The sequence below is a fragment of the Roseburia faecis genome, assembly GCF_001406815.1.
GTDB lineage: Bacteria > Bacillota > Clostridia > Lachnospirales > Lachnospiraceae > Roseburia > Roseburia faecis.
Map to the genome: position 1 here is coordinate 197,575 of NZ_CVRR01000037.1, position 19,979 is coordinate 217,553.

At 39.6% G+C, this 19,979-nt stretch carries 18 protein-coding genes, 3 pseudogenes and 1 other annotated feature; all 21 genes and pseudogenes read right to left on the bottom strand.

Going from position 1 to position 19,979, the window contains the following annotated elements; all coding sequences use genetic code 11:
- Positions 1–54: 54 nt before the first annotated feature.
- The 21 genes and pseudogenes from M72_RS12165 to M72_RS12265 all read right to left on the bottom strand — a co-directional run bounded on the left by M72_RS12165 (position 55) and on the right by M72_RS12265 (position 19,757).
- The gene (locus M72_RS12165) at positions 55–681 is read right to left on the bottom strand and encodes a TetR/AcrR family transcriptional regulator (protein ID WP_022046218.1); all 627 of its coding nucleotides are present in this window, start codon (positions 679–681) and stop codon (positions 55–57) included.
- A 96-nt stretch (positions 682–777) separates the two neighbouring features.
- Positions 778–1,779 carry a bile acid:sodium symporter family protein gene (locus tag M72_RS12170; RefSeq protein ID WP_022046217.1) on the bottom strand — a complete coding sequence of 334 codons (1,002 nt, stop codon included), beginning with the start codon at positions 1,777–1,779 and terminating at the stop codon, positions 778–780.
- 76 nt (positions 1,780–1,855) lie between these two features.
- Positions 1,856–2,096, bottom strand: a binding site (T-box leader).
- Positions 2,097–2,252: 156 nt separating this feature from the next.
- Positions 2,253–3,098: a M15 family metallopeptidase gene (locus M72_RS12175; protein ID WP_022046216.1), complete on the bottom strand. Its 846-nt coding sequence runs from the start codon at positions 3,096–3,098 to the stop codon at positions 2,253–2,255.
- Between the two features lie 206 nt (positions 3,099–3,304).
- Positions 3,305–6,343, bottom strand: a complete 3,039-nt coding sequence (locus M72_RS12180) for an AAA domain-containing protein (RefSeq protein WP_022046215.1) — start codon at positions 6,341–6,343, stop codon at positions 3,305–3,307.
- Between the two features lie 78 nt (positions 6,344–6,421).
- Positions 6,422–6,646: a hypothetical protein gene (locus tag M72_RS12185; protein WP_022046214.1), complete on the bottom strand. Its 225-nt coding sequence runs from the start codon at positions 6,644–6,646 to the stop codon at positions 6,422–6,424.
- Positions 6,643–6,906: a hypothetical protein gene (locus M72_RS12190; RefSeq protein ID WP_206541830.1), complete on the bottom strand. Its 264-nt coding sequence runs from the start codon at positions 6,904–6,906 to the stop codon at positions 6,643–6,645. Before M72_RS12190 ends, M72_RS12185 begins: the two co-directional genes overlap by 4 nt.
- A 235-nt stretch (positions 6,907–7,141) precedes the next feature.
- Positions 7,142–7,858, bottom strand: a complete 717-nt coding sequence (locus M72_RS12195; protein WP_006856526.1) for an AAA family ATPase — start codon at positions 7,856–7,858, stop codon at positions 7,142–7,144.
- A gap of 152 nt (positions 7,859–8,010) precedes the next feature.
- Positions 8,011–8,412 (bottom strand): annotated as a pseudogene (locus M72_RS12200) (integrase DNA-binding domain-containing protein); the annotation flags it as partial.
- Positions 8,413–8,425: 13 nt separating this feature from the next.
- Positions 8,426–8,776, bottom strand: a complete 351-nt coding sequence (locus M72_RS12205; protein ID WP_261291828.1) for a hypothetical protein — start codon at positions 8,774–8,776, stop codon at positions 8,426–8,428.
- 30 nt (positions 8,777–8,806) lie between these two features.
- Positions 8,807–9,046 carry a hypothetical protein gene (locus M72_RS12210; RefSeq protein ID WP_055068402.1) on the bottom strand — a complete coding sequence of 80 codons (240 nt, stop codon included), beginning with the start codon at positions 9,044–9,046 and terminating at the stop codon, positions 8,807–8,809.
- Positions 9,009–9,680 (bottom strand): annotated as a pseudogene (locus tag M72_RS12215) (MobA/MobL family protein); the annotation flags it as partial. The gene M72_RS12210 and the pseudogene M72_RS12215, both read right to left, overlap by 38 nt.
- Positions 9,681–10,131: 451 nt before the next feature.
- Complete coding sequence (locus M72_RS12225) at positions 10,132–10,638, bottom strand: hypothetical protein (RefSeq protein WP_055068403.1); 507 nt, start codon at positions 10,636–10,638, stop codon at positions 10,132–10,134.
- Between the two features lie 72 nt (positions 10,639–10,710).
- Positions 10,711–12,030 (bottom strand): sensor histidine kinase, encoded by a 1,320-nt coding sequence (locus M72_RS12230; RefSeq protein WP_055068404.1) that lies wholly within the window; start codon positions 12,028–12,030, stop codon positions 10,711–10,713.
- A 4-nt stretch (positions 12,031–12,034) separates the two neighbouring features.
- Positions 12,035–12,745 (bottom strand): LytR/AlgR family response regulator transcription factor, encoded by a 711-nt coding sequence (locus M72_RS12235; protein WP_055068405.1) that lies wholly within the window; start codon positions 12,743–12,745, stop codon positions 12,035–12,037.
- Positions 12,746–13,564: 819 nt separating this feature from the next.
- Positions 13,565–13,687: a transposon-transfer assisting family protein gene (locus M72_RS16530; RefSeq protein ID WP_314733828.1), complete on the bottom strand. Its 123-nt coding sequence runs from the start codon at positions 13,685–13,687 to the stop codon at positions 13,565–13,567.
- A 26-nt stretch (positions 13,688–13,713) separates the two neighbouring features.
- Positions 13,714–14,031 (bottom strand): annotated as a pseudogene (locus M72_RS12240) (type IV secretory system conjugative DNA transfer family protein); the annotation flags it as partial.
- Positions 14,019–14,747: a plasmid recombination protein gene (locus M72_RS12245; protein ID WP_261291829.1), complete on the bottom strand. Its 729-nt coding sequence runs from the start codon at positions 14,745–14,747 to the stop codon at positions 14,019–14,021. The gene M72_RS12245 and the pseudogene M72_RS12240, both read right to left, overlap by 13 nt.
- A 35-nt stretch (positions 14,748–14,782) precedes the next feature.
- Positions 14,783–15,028: a DUF5688 family protein gene (locus tag M72_RS12250; RefSeq protein ID WP_055068407.1), complete on the bottom strand. Its 246-nt coding sequence runs from the start codon at positions 15,026–15,028 to the stop codon at positions 14,783–14,785.
- Between the two features lie 283 nt (positions 15,029–15,311).
- Positions 15,312–19,034, bottom strand: a complete 3,723-nt coding sequence (locus tag M72_RS12255) for a dehydroquinate synthase/iron-containing alcohol dehydrogenase family protein (RefSeq protein WP_055068408.1) — start codon at positions 19,032–19,034, stop codon at positions 15,312–15,314.
- Between the two features lie 29 nt (positions 19,035–19,063).
- Positions 19,064–19,264, bottom strand: coding sequence for a hypothetical protein (locus M72_RS12260; RefSeq protein WP_055068409.1), 201 nt, complete (start codon positions 19,262–19,264; stop codon positions 19,064–19,066).
- Positions 19,230–19,757: a hypothetical protein gene (locus tag M72_RS12265; protein ID WP_055068410.1), complete on the bottom strand. Its 528-nt coding sequence runs from the start codon at positions 19,755–19,757 to the stop codon at positions 19,230–19,232. The genes M72_RS12260 and M72_RS12265 overlap by 35 nt, the downstream gene beginning before the upstream one ends.
- Positions 19,758–19,979: the final 222 nt, after the last annotated feature.

Genomic DNA, 19,979 nt, shown 5'->3' on the forward strand with positions numbered 1-19,979 from the left:
ACGCGGACGATCTGTGCTTCTTTTCCCGACCTTCCGTCAAAACATGCGGACAGCCTACGGTCTGACGAGTCCGTACCAGCCTGCCAGCAGATATTTTACGCCTTTTTCCGCAAACCGCAGTGCTTCTTCCTCGTCATCCATGTGCGTTACCATAAATATAAACATATCGATCTGTGAATGGGACATCCAGTGTACAACGCTTTGTTCCACCATCGGCACATGGTAAGCTTTGCACATCGCTTCACAGATAAATGCATTGTGCTCATCCATCTGGTCGACCAACCGGTCCGGCATATGTTCCATGCTTGATCCCTGCGCTTTTGTCAGCACTAAAAGCACTTCATCCCGGTAGGTGTACAGTTCATGGACAACCTGTGCGACTGCTTCAAAATCGCTGCTGTCATCATGCTCTTTTGCCTTGCCGCTCTCCATCTCCCTGACTTCAAAAGAAAAATGCTCCCGCAGAATTTCATTGAGCCGATCCATAAAATTTCCTACCACCTCACAGAACAGATCGTCCTTGTCCTGAAAGAAAAAATACAGTGCCCCTGTGGTCACACCCGCCTTCTGGCAGATTCCGCGGAGAGACGCCCCCACAAACCCTTTTTCCATAAATTCTTTTTTGGCACATTGGATCAGGTGTATCTTCGTCTCGCTGTCATGTATTTTTTTTCCTGCCATGGTACGCTCCCTGTAAATAAAAATGTAACATAACGTTGTTATGTTAGATAACACCGTTATGTTACATCATTCCCATGTCTATGTCAATAGAAAAACTTATGCATTTTTCTGTTTGTGTTTATCATAAGCTGCAAACATGCCGGCAAGCAGTGTTCCGGAAATAGAATGCCAGGTGCAGGAAACTGCGCAGATGATCGCAGACTCCGGTGTTGCGGAAAACTGTGCGGTCGTTGTGGCAAGGTTTGTTGCCAGTCCCGCATTCTGCATGCCAACTTCGATGGCAATGGTTCTCTTTTTGGCGGTATTCATGCCAACAAGTTTTCCTGCTCCATAACCAAGCAGATAACCAAGTCCATTGTGAAGAAAAACAGCTACAAAGATTACAGCTCCGGACTGGAAGAACTTCGCGCCCTGGGAAGATACCACACCACCGACAACACACGCCAGCCCCAGTACTGCCACACCCGGCATAATTTTCTGTAACTCACTGAACATTTTCTTTTTCCCCAGCAGATAGTTTAAAAGGAAGCCCAGTGCTACCGGAAGAATAACCGTTTCCACAATGGAAACAAGCATTGGCAGTGCCTTGATGGAAATATTGGTTCCGCTTGCCAGAAGAGAAACCATAAGTGGTGTCATGATCGGGGAAAGAATCGTGGATACGGTTGTCATTCCCACGGAAAATGCCACATCTCCACCACAGAGATACGACATGATATTGGATGACACGCCGCCCGGACAACAACCTACCAGAATGAGTCCCAGTGCAATGCCGGCAGGAAGATGCAGCACTTTCGTCAGTGCGAATGCCAGAAACGGCATAATCAGATACTGTGCCAGTGCACCAACACAGATATCGAATGGTCTCTGTGCCAGAATCTTAAAATCCTGCGTTGTCAGTGTCAGACCCATACTGAACATAATAATACCGATGATGATCGACTGACTTGTAAACTTATTGGAAACCGGATCGGTAAATAACTGATGGTTTACCCATCCCATCATTTCCGGAACGATAAATGTTACTACCGCAATTGCAATTACCACAATTGATGTGTAGTCCGATAACCATTTGCTGAGTTTTTGTAGTGCTTTCATAAACTTTTCCTCCTTGGTCTGTTCACTGAAAAACGAATTCAGACATTAAAAAAGCCCCTTCCCAGATACTACTCTGGAAAGGGACGAATAAAATCCGCGTTACCACCCTGATTCCACAGAAAAACTCTGTGACACTTCACATACCAACATATGCTATCCCATAACGGAGGAAACCGGCGAAGTTTACTCACAGTTGTCTGCTTTCAGCCCGCTTCTTAGAGAGGATCATCCATATCCGGCTACTACCTGTTCGCACCACCCACAGGCTCTCTGAAAATAACGATAAGATACGATGCTGTTCTCGTCAACGAATTTCGGTGAACAATATTTTCTTTATGTTGCCTATTATAGACTCCTGACAAAATATGTCAAGAGAAAAATTTTCCATCATCTGCTTTTCTGATTGACCTCCACGTTTGTTCTTATGGACCATACATTACATCTTTTTCTCTATATGTCCCCACAACTTTTCATCAGTCTTTTTCAAAATGCTGGTAATCCTTCGAATGTGTCCAGTCCCCACCCCAGGTAAATCCATATCGGGTAAAAAGCTTGTAACACAGATCATCGTGATCGATCTTGTGCGGAAAATCCCCACTCCGGTCAACATACGCTTCTGCGTTTGCAGGCTCAATCGACAGCTTTCCGTTGACGGTTTTTACATAGGGGTTATAAAGTGTATTGATGTCAACTGCCATGCCCAGACCGTGTTTTGAGATTGTTGTCGTGTGGGAAATGAAACGGAAATTAAACGCAGAGGAATTGTTATCGCTCATGGATGCCTCATCATCCGCATCGTATTCATCCACCAGCCGGACTTTTTCAATGGGATATTCTGCCTCATACAACTGCCTGAAAATGGCAAGGACATCCTCTGCAATGGCTTTATTTACCACAAGTTCTCCCTCTTTTGTCTGACCGTCAAACCCCATGTGGAGCACATGAAGATAGCGGAGATCTTCCCGCGGTACGGTACAATCTGCCTTGTATGATTTTCCCTGCATCTTCTCAAAAATGTCGTCCGGGATTTTGGAAATGTAGAACGCTTCCTCTGTGATACTTTTCCCGGTACGGTCCGCATTTTCAACACTTTGTTCTTTCTGCGTATGATCCGGTTCGTTCATGTTTTGTTTTTTCTCACTCAGTTCTGTCCCTGAAGTCCTGTGATCCTGTTCTTTTTCACTGTTCTCCTGATCCGCAACCTCAGACTTTTTTGTGCTTGATTTTTCCGGATGCCGGATCAGACGGCTTCCGGTTACGACTGCGGCGGCTGCAAGTAACACGGCCGCAGTAATGATCATTCCTTTTTGTTTTTTCACCAGTTTCTCCTTACTGACACGTTTCCCTTTTCTGTAAACATAAAAATTCATCCGCTTCAACATGATAACACCGCTAAGCCTACGCTATCGAAAAAAGTGTCATGTGAAAGCCCGAAGGCCGCATTTCTGCACGGATGAATTGTGTATATTTTAGCACTGATTTTTGGGATTTGCTATATTTTCATAACAAAAAATGCATTTTTCTTTTAATGCACCCTCGAAAAATAATCCATCAGAATTCCCTTAATATGATTATACCTTCTGGCATAAGAATTCTCCACCCGTATAATCTCCATATTGTGTGCCTCACAGATGGCATTTTTCTTCCGGTCGCGCTCCTGCACCACCGCATCCTCAAAATGCTCTTTCCCGTCAAGTTCGATTGCCAGAACCGGCAGTTCCTTTTTTCCCTGCTTTTCGTACACAACAAAATCAAAGCGCCCCATATAAAACAGATCATCATATGTCATGTTGTCCTGAAACACCTGCGATATGGCAACTTCTTTGTGAATCACATACTTACTCTGGGAAAGCCAGATATTTTCGAGCGCATGCGTCAGGTTTTCAAGAAATGCATTTTCGGTAGCAGTAGAAAACGGCTGGATGCCAAGTGCACGGGAACTGATATGTTTTTCCGTGATCTCTGACTTCCCGTTGGTTTTGATGTACTGCGCAAGTTCATAAAGATCATCGTCTGCCTGTCCTGCATGCAGACGCTCCAGTTCTTTGCTGTCTGCGAGCAGAACAAGTTTGTCTTTCGCCCGTGAGGTTGCAACATTGATCAGTTCCTTATTGTTTTTCAGCCACTGATAGGTACCGGCATTGGTGCGGTCGGACAGTGCCGTGGAAAAAAGCACCACATCCTTTTCATCTCCCTGAAAAGCATGCACCGTTCCACAGACTAAATTTTCGAGGTGGTTTTCTTTGATCGCCTGCTCGATCAGTGCCCGCTGGTTTACAAACGGTGTGATCACCGCGATACTTTTGTCCGTGTTCTGCTTCGCGTATGCAATGACCTCGTCTGCTTCCGCCGGAGATGTATTTTTGATCTCGGCACGATCGCTTTTTACATCTACATAGACAAGCGGCTCCGGCTCTTTGCTTTTTGAACAGATCTGCAGTTTGGAATTGTAATATTTTTTATTGTTAAATCCAATAATTTCTCTGTTGCAGCGGTAATGGCTGCGCAAAAGCACTTCATCACTCACCGCATCACATGCCAGATACGTTTTGTAAACCGAATTCTTTCTGTAATCATATTCTTCTGCCACATGATATCGCCGTCGCAGCTTGCGGTTGGTCAGTTCTCCGAGCAGAATAACCGGATTCAGCTGCTGCGGATCTCCCACAAGCATCAGTTTCTCTCCACGGATAATCGGGACAAGAGAGATCGCAACGTTACACTGGCTGGCCTCGTCCATAATAGTCATGTCAAACAACGGCTCCGGTTCCCCGATCTTATGTGCCGATATGCAGGTAGTGATAATGATTGGAAAAACACGCTGCAGCTTCTTTACATTTTCGGATTTCTGCATGTATTTGTTGAATGCCCGCGCCTGTGTCTCTGGATTTTCTCCAGAATCTAAAATCTCCCGCAGTTCCTGATATTTGGGTTCTTCGAGTGTCTTGATATAACGCGCAGACGTATAAAATAAATACTGATAAAATTCTTCTTCGTTGCGGTCGAGAAGCTGCAGAGCATCCGAATCGGAAATTTCGCCAATCTGGTGGATTCTCTGATCGAGCCTCTGCATCTGGTATCCCTGCAGGTCCATCTGAAACGGGAGCAGGTTCATGGCATTTTTGATATGTTCCTGATATTCCATCAGATGCGAAAGTGTCTCTTTCCGCTCCTTTAAATCCAGAATTTCCTCATACTCTTTCAGTCTCGCAGAAAGACGTTTTGCACGGTCAACCCGGTCATCCTTGCGCTTATCGAGCGTGGATGTATATATTTTTACGGTCTGCACCTGATTGCGCAGGCGGTTGATGTAGCTGATTGCAGCTTTAACTTTGTCTATATTTCCAAGCCGCAGTACCGGAAACGGAATGGTCTGTCCATGGTACTCAAGATGTGTCAGTTTTTCAAATACATTGTCGATTGGAACGTTATTGTAGGACGCAAATAAAACGGTCGTATTGTTAAAAAACGCCGTTATTATCGTGTTGATGATCGTATTTGTTTTTCCCGTGCCCGGTGGCCCCTGTATGTAGGCAAGCGGATATTTCATGGCGTTGTTGATCGCCAGCAGCTGATCCAGATTGATGTTCTGATTGATCAGTGCAATCGGATACGCCTTGGTGCGGCGCGGCCGTTCTAACAATTCCCCGAAGAAGGCTTTGACTGGATAAGTAACCTGCTGCTTTTCAAACATATCAAGTATGGCTTTGTACTCGTCATGCAGATTCAGCACTACATCCATCCCAAGCCCCAGCACATACGGCATATCATCTACGACCGGCTTTTGCCCGCCATGACCGGTAATCGCATCTTTGATTTTTTCCAGATTGTTTTCAAAATCTTCCAGCAGTTCGTACTCGTCCGCATCCAGAAATTTACGCGCATTTTCTGTCTGTCCGTCAATGCCAAACTGTGTGCAGACTGTGATATCTTCATCCGGCTGAAACACTCTGTTTTTCACATCAAGGTTCAGGTTCCGGTATGCCAGAACATATAGCCCCTTCGCCGTGTGAATACTCAATACATTGAGTGCCAGTTTCTTAATTCTTAAATTGGTGCTCTTTTTCTTTTCGTGAGACAGGGAATACTGGAAATTTGACACGACCTCCTGAAACTGCTGATCGTTAAGTGCATACCGTCCGTTTTTCACACGATCCCCATCGATATAATGGATCAGATCATAATCGGTGATGTAAGGTGTCGTATCCATGCGGTTACACAGTTCCAGATAATTTAGTATTTTCAGATTTGCAGAGCTGGAAAAAATAGTTTTATAACGCTCCGGATGCATCTCGATATCTTCGATCAGCTGCCTGTTTTCCGGACAGTACGTTCCTTCAAGGACTTCCGTGGACAGAATGGAATCCACAAAAATTTTGTCATATTCCCCCAGTGTATACATTCCGAGGTGCAGACCATCTACTTTGAGGGTACGTTTTGCCGGATCAAGATCACGGATTCCAATCCAGTATTTTGTAATCTGATCCGCTTTGTTCCGATATTCGATTTTCAGCCACTTTCCCTCATGAATCGCCCGGAAAATGTCCCTGCAAATCTGATTCATACTATGCTCCGTCCTGTTTTACATGATATCTCTATCATTCATTATGATGTTCGGACAGAACCTTTGTCAAGCAAATCCTCAATTCCCCTTGCTGCTCAAAGGATTACTTCTTGTTTCAAAAAACTGATTGTTATCTATGCGTGCGCGGTTTTTGTCGTTGTACATACTGCTCTGCCGGATTGCGGCATTTTCTTTTTCCTGTTCCGGTGTGTTCTCCGCAAAATGTTTTGGTCCTGCGGTAACCGGATCTGCATCCGTTCCTACAAGCATCGCTGATTTATCCGTATAATTTTTGGGTTTCATGACATACCTCCAACTTTTTTGTTAGTATGTCCGTTCTTTATCCTCTCCACTCTCGTAAGTAAAAGTTTGTAAAAACTTCCGTAACCGTTCTGTCTTCGGATTCTCGAAAAATTCTTTCTTAAATCTTCTTCTAATGGAATATCGTACTCTTTCTCAATTATATTTAGCTTCCCGCTTTGTGTAAGACTCTTTGAAAGCAATGCCCTCAACAGACGATGTAATTCATGCTTTTCATCCTGACGAGGTAACTTCTTTGCCAATCCAATCAAAACAATATTAAGCATATCCTGCTTAATATCATCATATCTTAGTTCCTGCCTTTGAATACTTTAACGCTTCCTTGCAATATACAGACTGATTTACAATCCAAATCAGGCACACTACAAGAGAAGGTAAGAATCCTATGCCCAAAACAAGTGCACTTCTGCTAAACTGTTATTCATAACCAAACCTCAACCTCCTTATCAAACTTGAATTTATCGATTTCTTTATTATCTAATCTGTTAGTAATCTATCCAACAGCATCTGCCTATTATTTATAAACATTTCTGTTACCTGGTAACTCTCTGTATCCTCATATTCGCACAGATGTATGCGTCCATTATCAAAACAATAGATATCTGCATCTGGTATTCCTAACAAAATTGGCGAATGCGTAACTATAATAAACTGTGCTCCCTCTTTTGCACATCTGTATATTTGCATCAACAATGTAAGCTGTCTCTGCGGCGATAATGCAGCTTCTGGCTCGTCAAAAAGATACAAGCCATTTGGATTCATATTATTCTGTGCTAATGCGAGAAAACTCTCTCCATGTGATTTTTCATGATATTTAGCAGAAGGATGTGTAATATCTGCATATTCTTCTTCCTGCGTTGCAACATTATAAAAGCTTTCTGCCCTAAGAAAATATCCCCACTTTTCCTTCCGATAGCCTTTGGCAATTCTTATCGCATCACACAACTCTGAATGTGTATCATGCGTAGAAAAAACATAATTCTTCGTTCCACCCTCAGGATTAAAACCATGTGCTACGGCAAGTGCTTCCAATAAAGTTGATTTACCGCTGCCATTTTCCCCTACAAAAAAAGTAATTGGTTTGTTAAAATCAAGTTTTTCAACTCCCTTAAAAGCCCTGATTCCCTTCAGATAACTATCCTTATCAATTTTATCCCAATCAAATATTACTCCTTGTATGAATTGATCATTCACCTAATCACCTCCTTGTAAAAAACACTTTCTAATCCCCATCTTCTTGCCCTTTAGACAAGAAGCATTCTTCACCTTCAGTTCGGTCAATCTCGATTTGCATTCCCATTCATTTTAATAGAGCTTTGCACCTGCTGGAATGTGGTCATCAACCATCTCAGTTCCTGCTTCTTGGTCAAATGGTTATAGAACTGCACCACATCAGAATACTTAATCTCTGCTATATTTCGCTTTCCAAGTGTATCCCGGATAAATCGGTCATACATATAAAGATAATTGCTCTTGGTCGTTGGTTTCAGATTGTTTTTGAGACTCATGTAGCTGTCAAATACAAAATTTACTGTAGCCTTTCCGGCAACATAAATATCCAGACCGTCCATCTGATCTTTCATGAGCTGTGCTTCTTTTTCCCGAAGTGTTACAAGGTCTTGTGCATAAACATATTTACGTCTTCCGATAGGATCCGTATAAGTATATACATATCTCTCGTCTGAACGTCTCTGTGATTCACCTTTCCGCAGAACTCTGCCCCGCAGATCTTTTCTTGTCTGTGCCATATTCAGTTTTATTCTACAAATCCGACAGTGAAATTCGGTCGTAAGCGCCATTTTTCTTATCTTCCGGATGTGGCTCCAGTCCGATAATTGTAATATCTTTCTGGTCTGGTCCATAAACCCAGTACATCCTCATTGCGCCACTGGTTTTATTTTCCAGATATGATTGCCTCACTTTCATTCCATAACGTCTGGATAATGGCTCTATTTCATGGGTTTGAAGACTCGGATAACCCGGATCAGCCGACAACAGCTTTAAAGCCTTTCCCCATTTTTTATACAACTGTTCTTCCTTCTTTTTTATATTACCGGAACGATATTTCTCCTGCAGATCTAACCAAAGTTCCTGCATTTCAGGAATTCCCATTCGTATATTAAAATTCATCTCTTATTCCTTTTAAAAATCTGACAGGTCAATAGCCGGGGAAACATCGCCTCTCTTAAAGTTACTTACTGCACGATCCATATCTGCCAGAGTTCTGGCTGAAATGCTCTCTGGCACTGCCAGTTCCCGAGGTTCCAGAATAATGCAGCCATTTCCGTATTCTTTGACATTATAATACTGATAAGCAGCTCCTCTGAGAGTAATTCTTTTTTTGTTATCCAGATGGGCAACATAATCTTTTATTGCTTCCATTATCAACACCTCCTACGCAAGCATTTGTGTGGGAAATCCCACCTCTTGTTATTATAATACGCTTTTCTATATTTTCTGTCAATCTACCTTTACTTACTCCTGATACTTGAAAAATGGTATCGCCCATGCCATCCTCCGCAGTCTTATAAATTACATTGAATGGTTCGATATCTTCCATTGTCTCTATCTTATGGGTCTGAAGATAATTGATGGATTTTGCAAACTCTTGTAAGTTGGAGAGATTCTTCCCTCTCCGTTTCATCTCCGCATAGAAATTTGGGAGCAGTGGTCTGCCCTGCGTTTTCTTATCATAATAATCTTGCAAGCTTTCCAAAAGTGTCGGATTCTGCCTGCGATCCAGTTCGTCCTTCATTTCCTCATACGCTGTCTTCATCCACTGAATGGATTCTTTCAGAGAAATAAACATCTGGTTGAACTGCCGGATAGCTCGGTTCAGTTCCCCAATCACAGTTTTAATTCCCTTTTTCTCCATTGCCCGGACTTCATACCCTTCATGGATCGTCGGAATCAGATCAATTCCCTGCTCTTTGTAAGAGCGGTGATCAATTCTTGCTGCCATGTGACATTCCCGGAATTTTTCGTTCACTTTCTCTGTCCAAGCTCTTCTCCATTCCTTTAAAAGTTGTCTGTAAGTTCCTGTACTTTTTGTTTCTCTGTTTGATTATCTGCCATAGATTACCTCCATTTTTGCATGACAAAAGGCAGCCCACAATGGACTGCCCTAATAAAAGAAAAAGTAGCAAATCGTTTAAAACCATAATTTTCATAAAAAGAAAGCAATTTTTCTTTATTCTCTGCTTCCACAAATGCTACCATACCACCAACCTGATACTGTAAAATCTGTGTTTGCCTGATTGCTGCTTCGAGCAACTCCTGTCCTGTTATTCTTCCTTTTGCCTTATCATTAAAATTCTTTCCGAGCTGGGCAATCAGATAAGCTGCTAAATTATAAGTCTGCTCACTCTTATCTATTTCGCTAAACCTTAATCTGAATTTCTTTCCTTTTGCAAAAGGAGTGAATAAAGCCTTTCCCTCTTATTCACTCCCTCATATACATAATTTGTTTAAGAAATTACTGCATTCTGTCTCCTGTATGTATCATTATCTTTCTGGCTTAACTGCCCCTCAATCTGAGCCAGCTTTTTCTCCAATACCTTAGCCTTTTCTTTGTCTCCCGCCGCAGCCTTTATCTGCTGTTCAAGCTGTTTCTTTTCCTCTTTGAGCTTCTCAATCTCTCTGTCAACATTATCTGTATTTGTCGTACATTTCTCTGCCTGTTTCGCTGGCTCCTCCTTTGGTTGAACATCTTTCGCCTTTGCCGCTCTCTTAGGATCATCATACATCACTTTTGGATTACCGTTTTCATCCTGTCCTAAACGATACAGACCACTGGGCTTGCTGCTGGATTTTTCACTGCTGATATACTCGTCCTTTGGAATTGGAACCCCCTCACTTTTATCTTCCGCCCTCTGCTCTTGTGAAGTTCTTTTTACTTTATCCTGCTCTGTCTGTGCCCTTTCTAAATACTCATTTTTGTAATCCTTATAATTACCGCTTATTTCCATTGACATAAATCGTCCTCCTTTACTTTGTTACAATTAAATATACCTACAATTTTCTATTCGTCATTCATATAGCTGTTTTTAACAAACTTGTTGTGAAATGCTTTCTGATTGTTGCGGAATGATTAAAAGAACACTTAAAGTAAATTTTTCTCCATCTGTTCTTACTTCCATAGCTCCATGATATTTTTCTGCAACTGCTTTTATGTTGGCAAGTCCGGTTCCGCTGCGAAGGCTCCCTCTCCCACTGTAACTATTACTTATTTCAATCAATAGAAAATCACCCTGCACTTTTCCCGTTACATGAATATATTTTTGTTCGTCATGGTTCATTCGATTGCAGGCTGAAATAGCATTATCTAATGCATTAGAAAAAATAATACAGAAGTCAATATCAGCAATTCCACATGGATATGAAGCAATAAATGAACATTGCACCACTATCTGATTGTTTTTAGCTATTCCCAATTTATTTCCAATCAGAATATCAAGTACAGGATTATTAGTGCTTACCGGAAATGACATATCCGCTGTTAAATTTTCCATATCACTCATATACTTCAATGCGGCATCTATATTCCCATTCTGTACCAATTCTTTGACAATGGATATATGATTTTTCACATCATGCCGAAATGATTTTGTTTTCTCATAACGTATTTTTGCTTCCTCCACATACTGATTCAAAGAATGTTTTTCCAATTCTAACAGTGATAACTCTCTGCTTAATTTGAAACTTTCCATCAATTTTTTGTAAGAAAACATGATACAAAACAGACTGGCTATCCCTAATATCTGTATAAACAGTATTGGAAATGGACTTATGCCAGGTAAACTGCCATCTGCTTCTATCGTAATGGTATCTCCATAAATATTTAAACTAATATATTCACTCGCTAAAAAAATCAATAAAGTCGGTATTAAAATCATAAGAGCATATTTTGTCCTAACTGTTTCATCATATAAAAAATATTTATTTATAACCTGATAACACAAAACAGATGTAACAAGAGCTATAATGCTACTTATTATCATAAAGAAAAAGCTAACTGCTTTAGGGTTCTCCAAAAATAAAAATGGAGATAAAATACACGATACCGAATTAGAAATTCCATAGCATAAGTGCATTATTTCAATCATTACAACCGCATATAAACCGACAAATATATTATATGTTTTACATATAAAAAATCCACCTGCCATCAACAGCAGAACATATACCAATAACTCCATAATACTGCCATCCGTAAAAATCCTAATAACAGCAATTCCAAAAATAGCAAACAATATATAATAAATAAACTTTACCTTTTTCTTAAGAAATCTGGTAAAGAAATGAAAAACTGTCAACATTTCAATGCTTCCCATAACATATACATTGAAAATATCTAATCCATCCATTCTTTCACACTCTCCGTTCCTTCATATATTTCAAAACAACACTTGAAAATTCTTTGCTCCGTAAGCGTGATACCGGTATCGTCTGATCATTTATCATATATGCCATTCCATTTTTATAACTTTTCAAATAGCTCAAATTAATTAAATAACTTCTATGACATTTGAAAAATCTCCCATCCAGTTTTGTTTCAAGATTTTCAATTTTGTCATAGTAATCAATAACTTCTCCCAACTTTAAATGCAGATATATTTTTCTGTCTATAATTTCACAAAAAACGATGTCATCAAAGGAAATAATATTGCTCTCGTATCCTTTCTGAACAAGCAAGTTTGCTTCATTGGCATTTTGCATGGAAGCAAATAATCTCTCCATTTTTTTGTCAAAATATTCTTCTTCAATTGGCTTTACCAGATAATCATATGCCTGCACTTCAAAAGCCTGAAATACCATTTCCTTTAAAACGGTTATAAAAATCAGGTAGCCTTTATAATTCTTACTACGCAGCTTTCTTGCAGTTTCCATACCATCTATGCCATCCATTTGAATATCTAAAAACAAAATATCTATACTTTTGTTGTATCTTAGTAATTCCTCGCCACTCCAAAATTGTGAAATTTTTATTTCTACATTTTTTCTGTGAAAAAAATCAAGTGCCAGCTTTTTAACTTTATCTGATATGTATTTTTCATCATCACAAATTGCAATGTTAATCACATGACCACCTCTTTTCTTAAATTAGTTATTTTAGCATCTATCATCAAATGAAACAATTATAATGCTTTGGAATGTAATTGTAATGTTGTGTAATGCCGAATAGCTCAATAAGTATATAAACGAATCTAAATTTCTCGCTTAATATCGTGTGAATTAATTTTATCTATCCTTAACCTTGCCTGTTCCCTCTGTACCAAAACTATAGTTTTCCAAACACCGACACACCCTTTGGGAGTGTCGAAAACAACCATAGCAAGCACTGCCTGTGTCATGACACAGGCGAAATTTTTCACATTCAGCCTGCCGACTGAACGGAACAAATTTCCATAGGGAAGTATCCCTAATCTTAATCAGTATCTCGGACGAACCACGCCGCCTGATGCTGCACAGGAGCAGCTGAAAAAAAAGAATACTCCAAACCTGTAAATGCGCAAAAAAATAGAGGTGCGCAAGACACCCCTATTTCCTAAACCTCTTGCAAAATCTGCAATAGTGGTTTATAATCAGGTTAGAAACCGAAGGATATTAGCGTGTCCAACGGTTGCACAATCGGAAACTTATAAAGCGTTAAGTTTATTAACGGATTACAGGCTATCCTCTATTGCGAGTAGAGGATAGCCTTTCCGTTTATTTGCGGTTATGTTTATTGTCTATGTATGTCAAGGCTGCAAATACAACCAATAAAAGCGTAAGCACTTCTAAAGTATCCATACCGACCTCCTTTCCGTCTCCAGAAAGGACAACCGCAAGACTATCCCTACTTGCTCTAATCTGACTGAAAATATTATATCATTTCGTGTCGAATAATACCAGCACCACTTACGATATTTCCTCTGCCGGTTCCAATACCACCCCGGCAAATTCCTCATCGCTCATGTTCTGGAGCTTTCCTAACACCTGCTCTGCAAGCTCCTCCATATCGCTGTCCTTTATGTGCGGCATTACCCGTCTGAGGTCCTCCATCAGCTCTGTCTTGCTTCACTGGCATTGATCATGTCAAGCAGGGTGGTAAAATTCTGTTCTTCCTCCACACACTCATACCAGATATATCCGATATGGGCTGTGTAGTAGAGCTTTTCGGCTTTCACCCAGAAATCTTCACCGGATTGCAGTCTCTCTCCTTTGGTGTTTAAGATAATTGTGTTTACGAGTTTCAAAATGTCCTTTTCACTCCGGATATAAGCGAAAGGATTGTAGTGCATTGATTTTTTAAAGTTAGTGGTGTTCAGGACTTTGACTTTGTACCCGTTCTTTAACAGCATTTTTCCACACTCTACAAGCACCGTTCAATGACTGCGTTTACGTCCTCTATCTTCATCACAAGACCATCAAGAACAGCCTGTTTTTCCTCAATGCGTTTCTTCTGATTCATGATGATAAAATCCTGCTTCTCCAGATAGCTTGCACCGCCATACACCGGCTCAACATCAATCGTCAGTCCATGATTCTGACAGATGCTGATAAATAGTTTTCTGCACTCTTCATCAAAAACCATCTTCCGGTTATTGTACTTTCCCTTTTTCTCATTCGGCTTCGGAAGTTCAAAGCCAAGTTCTTCCAATGCCTTATCCTGTTGGGGACATAATTCTCCATACTGATTCACAGCATCAAATACATGCCGTTCATGAATATGTGGTGTTGCTTCATCAAGATGCAAAGCCCAGTCCAGTATATGAACATGGGAACCATACCGTCTGTTAAATTCCTCGAAATATTCTGCACTGACCTGTGCAAGCACATCAGCAGACACCGCACCATCCATGTTTCCAAGCTGTAATAAAGTTTCTTCCGGACACGTTTTATTATTTTCAAGAATAGCATCAATCGTTTTTACTCGGTCATAGTGTCTTGCTTTCCGGTTTCTCTCATTCTGACCGTCCACATGGTCTGAATATTTCTCAACATAATATGCTTTTTCTATTTCCGTAAAAGTGAATCTCGCCCGCTCGTCCTTATCATTCTGCAGGCTGTACCCCTGATAACAATCCCAGTACACATTCATCTTCGTTCTCTCTGCGTCAATATGCTCACTATTTTCTACATCAATTCAGATGCTCTGGACACTACCTCGTTGTAATCCTGACCATTCTCGATTGCCTCGAACATGGCACTGAGATTTGCATTCACACCGATGTGACTGCCCTCCGGAGTGACGCTAATTGCATCATAGGAAGCATTCAGCTTCTCAACGTGATGCTGACTGAGGTTTGCATCAATACCATGATCAGCAAGTGCCTGGTGAAGATCCTCTTCGATTCGTTCTTTGAACTGTTCATAATACATAGTTTTGTTTTCCTTTCTGTTTTTGATTTGGTTAATCCGGATCGTCACCCGGAATTGCAGATATGAAAAAAGCGCCAGACTCGCAATCTTCTAATTACGAGCTGACGCTCTCTACAATGTCCATATTCAATTCTTCTGCAAAAGAAAAACAAACGTGAGGTCCGTCACCACTCCGGTGATTTCGTTCACGTTTGTCTATGATAATAATATCAGCCTTTAAAATGCATTACAATCTACATAGCCTCTACATTTCCTCTACAAATTGTATTTCAAAGACTAAATTCTAAAAATATCCATTTTCGGCACGTCGTCTTTCTAGGTCAGAATCATATACATATCTTTGTGACATTTTGAAAAACACATCAGCAGTCTTCGGGTACTTAATGCTCAAAAAATCTGCATTATCTTTGTAATCTTCTGCAATGTCTTTCTCTGCCCTACCTGCTGAAGGACTAAATATTCCTCTTTTATTGAACAACTCACATCTATATTCACTCAGTAAAGATTCATCCCCATATTCCTCTATAATCTGGCACACTGCTTCACATGGATAATGACCATCAGCTGCTTTAGGTGCATATACAAACAACCTTCCTAACACATATCCAAACATTTCTTTTTGGTGATTCGAATCAAGTATTCGTATCAATTTATCTACCCACACCTTAATCTCATCATAACTAACAGTGCCATTTTCTTCACATGGACAAAACTTTGCCATATCAAACAACCTATGTATTACCTTCGCATAATTACGAAACTCTTCTGTCTTTCTTTCTTCGGGATCATCACCATCATGTCTAAATATAACTGAGACCATTTCTGCATACATTTCAGGATCGTGCTTTATTTCCTTTTGAAAGCACTTCATATCTTCCCAGTCCAATAGATAAAAGAATGCAATCTCAATATGCGCTATCTTTGCACATTTATCTCGATCTTCAATGCATTGCTCCTGTAATGGCTTTAGTAATTCTTTTAAATAATGATCCGTCATCGAATTATTACTTCCTCGTTCCATCACATCAATCCGTTGCATTTTTTCAAGCAATTGCTCTGGTGTAAGATTTCGATTTTCATGGAATCTATACAATAAATCCAAATACGTATTAACTGTTCCATACTGCTGGCACTCTGCCACTGCCCAATCCATATTATTAGATGAAAACCATCGAAAATCTTTCCAAAATGCACGTTTTATTTCTACTGAAGCATTATCGACTAATGGTTTCTTATCTGTATATAAAGCTTCGATTCTAAATAGTATAATTCTAAAATCATCATCTAACTCTACGCACTCACTTAATTCGTTTACATTAGTATATACATCAACTCCTCTGCGAGCCAATCCTTCAATGTATTCTATTGCCATCTCATGTTTACTCTGGCACTTATATAGTGATGCGAATACATTTTTATCAAAAAAATCATCAGCCCAATAATCCGACAATACTCGACCTAGATAGGAAGACTTCTCCTGCGCACAGAGCTTTGATAATAATTCCAGGCTATAATTATTTTCTTTAAACTCGTTTAATTTTTTGACAAGGAGATCTTTTGTTTTGCTTTCGTTTATATCTCTTTTGTCATCCACATCATAAGGAACTGGATCCAGAATAATACCATCATACGAAGGTCTAAATAGATATTCAAAATCATATTCTTGTTGGGTGAAGTTTATTGAATCTAGTATATCAAGCATCTCACCAATCAAATCTTCGCCCATAGCCCATTCAGCTGACGCAAAATATCGATGCTTATAAACCAGTCTTCTGATGTTATTCTTGATTATCAGCCTTTCATCATCGTCCATCTGTGCAATTTCAAATAATAATTTTTCCTTAATCTTCTTTCGAATATCTGGTTCAACTTCATCATATATATTTAACAGATCATTCCACCTTTGGGGTTTAAAATCAGTTGCTTTTAAAAGAAGGTCTATATATCCCAAATTGGTGTCATACATCTCTTTTCTGGTTATTGTGTCTTCTTCCACATGATTTCTATATTTAGGTGCATGTAAGTCGCCAAAAATACTTGCATGTCCTGTTGGTAGTGCTCCAAAAATATGGCCCCATGCATTTTTATCTTTTGCTAATGCCTTAGCTGCAATCTCTATTTTGTCATTACTTTTGCTAAATGCTGAAAAATTATGCCACGGGCATAGTAATTTCCCAAAGATATCCTTTGGTGAATTTGATTTGTATTCAAAAGATAAATTATCAAGATATAGAAGCCATGAATATGCACGTGATGCGTATTCTCTCTGTACAAGGAACTCCTCAACTCCCCACAAAATCTCAATATAATCATTCCTGCCGAATAAGAAATCAGATGATTGATTTTCAAACAGCTCCATTAGACCCGTAGGATTAATTTGTTCTTCTTCTAGCTTATTAAGCACACTATTCGGTGATACCTCACATAAATCAACAAAAAAGTTTGAAATATAATGCCACTGTTCTGAAGTTTGGATATATCCCAAAATTTTGCTTACTAAAGAATCTAACTGAACTTGGCAATTATTATCTTTTTTATAGTAAGCCTTCATAATAAGACTACGTAACATCCCTTTTCTTATTACTGCAGACCAAAAGAATTTTTCTCCTTTAAACTGTGCAACAAGCTTTTCTTGAGATGAATATGTGAATAGTTTTTCTGCCTCATTTATAACTTCAAGAAGAACATCCTTAAATTTATTCCAGATCTCACTATCATTATCAACATCAATATAATCCCATGCATTTTCAGCACTTGCCAGATAATATTCCTTTGTTGAATTGATATCTACGATATGAATAAATGGATCTTCATCCCTAGCATATTCCTTTATCTCTGAAATAAAATCTTGATACTTAATGCCACTTAAGGATTCTATAACTGCCTTGTCACCATCACAATCTGTCCATTGGCCTATCAATAATGCTGTTTCCTTAATATTGCGATGTAATCCATTTAACCATCTAGGCTCTTTTAAATATGCTCCATTAAACAATTTCTTCTTTAACGGTATAAATAGGCCATGAGTCTCTGATACTAATTTATTGGCTTCATTTATTCCCATCCCCGCTCTCTGTAAAGATGCTGATATTGTAGAGTATGTACGTGGGCGTAAATTTATCTCCCCTTTAATAAATGACGGAACACGTTCAGTAAATACAAATATATTAGTATTATTAGGAATGGCTACAATTTGATCTGAATAAAACCATGGTATATAAATATTTCCAGCATCCTTTATCTGAAGTAAGCTCTTCCAGTCTTCTTCATTCTTCACTATGAATATTGGACGATTTTCTCCTTGCATCCATAATTCATTTATTGTGCAATAGATAGCTTCTTCTTTGCATCGCGCTTTTATCGCTATAACTTCATCATTTTTCTTACTTTCAAGTGCTTCCTTAAATGTATCGTCATCCACATTAAAGAAGTCAAAACCTATCTTAGGATCAGTAGTTTGACGCCTGATATCTAAATCAATCGCATCAGCTGATAATATCTCTAAATGTCGACTTTGATATATCTGAAGTTCATTTCTTAATCTCTCAAATTTCTCTGCTAACTCCTTAAAGCTTTCTTCCTGCTCTGCTTTCCATTCAGCTTGATATGCACGATCATATTTGTCTGGTGCAACCACCGGAAGTTGCCCCATAATTGCAAATAGAATTGCGTTCGCATATGACAGAGCCATGCCGTGCGGGATTTCATATTCTTTCATGATTACCATCAATGAATTGAGTAGCCTATCCTTTAATTTATATCCTGGTTCATCCTTCAATTCATTGGCCAGCTTTGTCATATTCTCCTTTGAAAGCACGTTGGCCATATCATCAAATAATTGATCTGCATCATTTTCATAATCAACAAAAAATTCACCCGTATTAATGAATAATTGTTTTATATCTTTTGCTGTTTTAACCTTCTTCAGTAGGCTTTCACTCGATGAGAGAAATAGTTCCGTTCCCCCTGCTTTTGCTAGTTCCACTAATGCTGTCTCGATTATCATACTTTAGTCACTCTCCTCCGTTTTTATTCTTATCCCTTATGGTACTCCTCCAACATTGTCCTTAACTTCAATAATTCCTGCCGGTTAAACTTCTCCAGTTGTTCTCTAAATGATGCCGCTTTCATCTGCTGATATTCTCTGATGTACTTATCGCTATCCGGACCATAATGGATCTCACACGTAAAATGTGGTTCCTTATACTGATTTGGATGAGGATTCTTCTCTTCCATCTATATCCCACCTTTCACCGATCTGATCATCTGATAACGATTTCTTAGCTCTTATGATCCCTTTCACAAGGATTCCTCCACAGATCACGATTCGTAAAGCCCAGTAAACTACCATAAATCCGACTACTGCAGATGGAAATGTCTGTTCAATGTACTTCTGCCATAAAAGCTCTGCTGGGATTGCAAGTATGAAATAGGCCGCAATGGCATACATCAGGGTCGAAATAATGATTCCAGCAGGAACTGGTTTCTCTTCACTTGCATACTTACTGGAATTAGTAGTAAGGAATACAAGGTTACCAACCAGATAAACCAATGTAATAAACACACAATAGCCAATGGAATCCGGCTTCATTGCATCAAAAATAAACATACTGATGATGCCAACCATAATCTCACTGAAGCAAAGCGCAGCTGCCCTTCCGGTCCACTTGATCCGCATTAGAGCAGCAATGATTACTTCAACGATTATCAGAATCACACAGTAATTCATAAATGGATGATCCGGTACAATCGTAAGCGCATAGTTTTAGGGCGTACCCTATAAATGAAATCTGACACCCCGCGCTAGGATGCCAGCCATGCGAGTATTTCACTACATTTTATTTACAAGTTTCCTGAGCCAATTTACTACACGGGGCAAATTGTTCCAATTCCCCGTCTGACATTTCAGCACCAGGACGATGCTCCAGAAGGAAGCTCAGATATTTAAGTG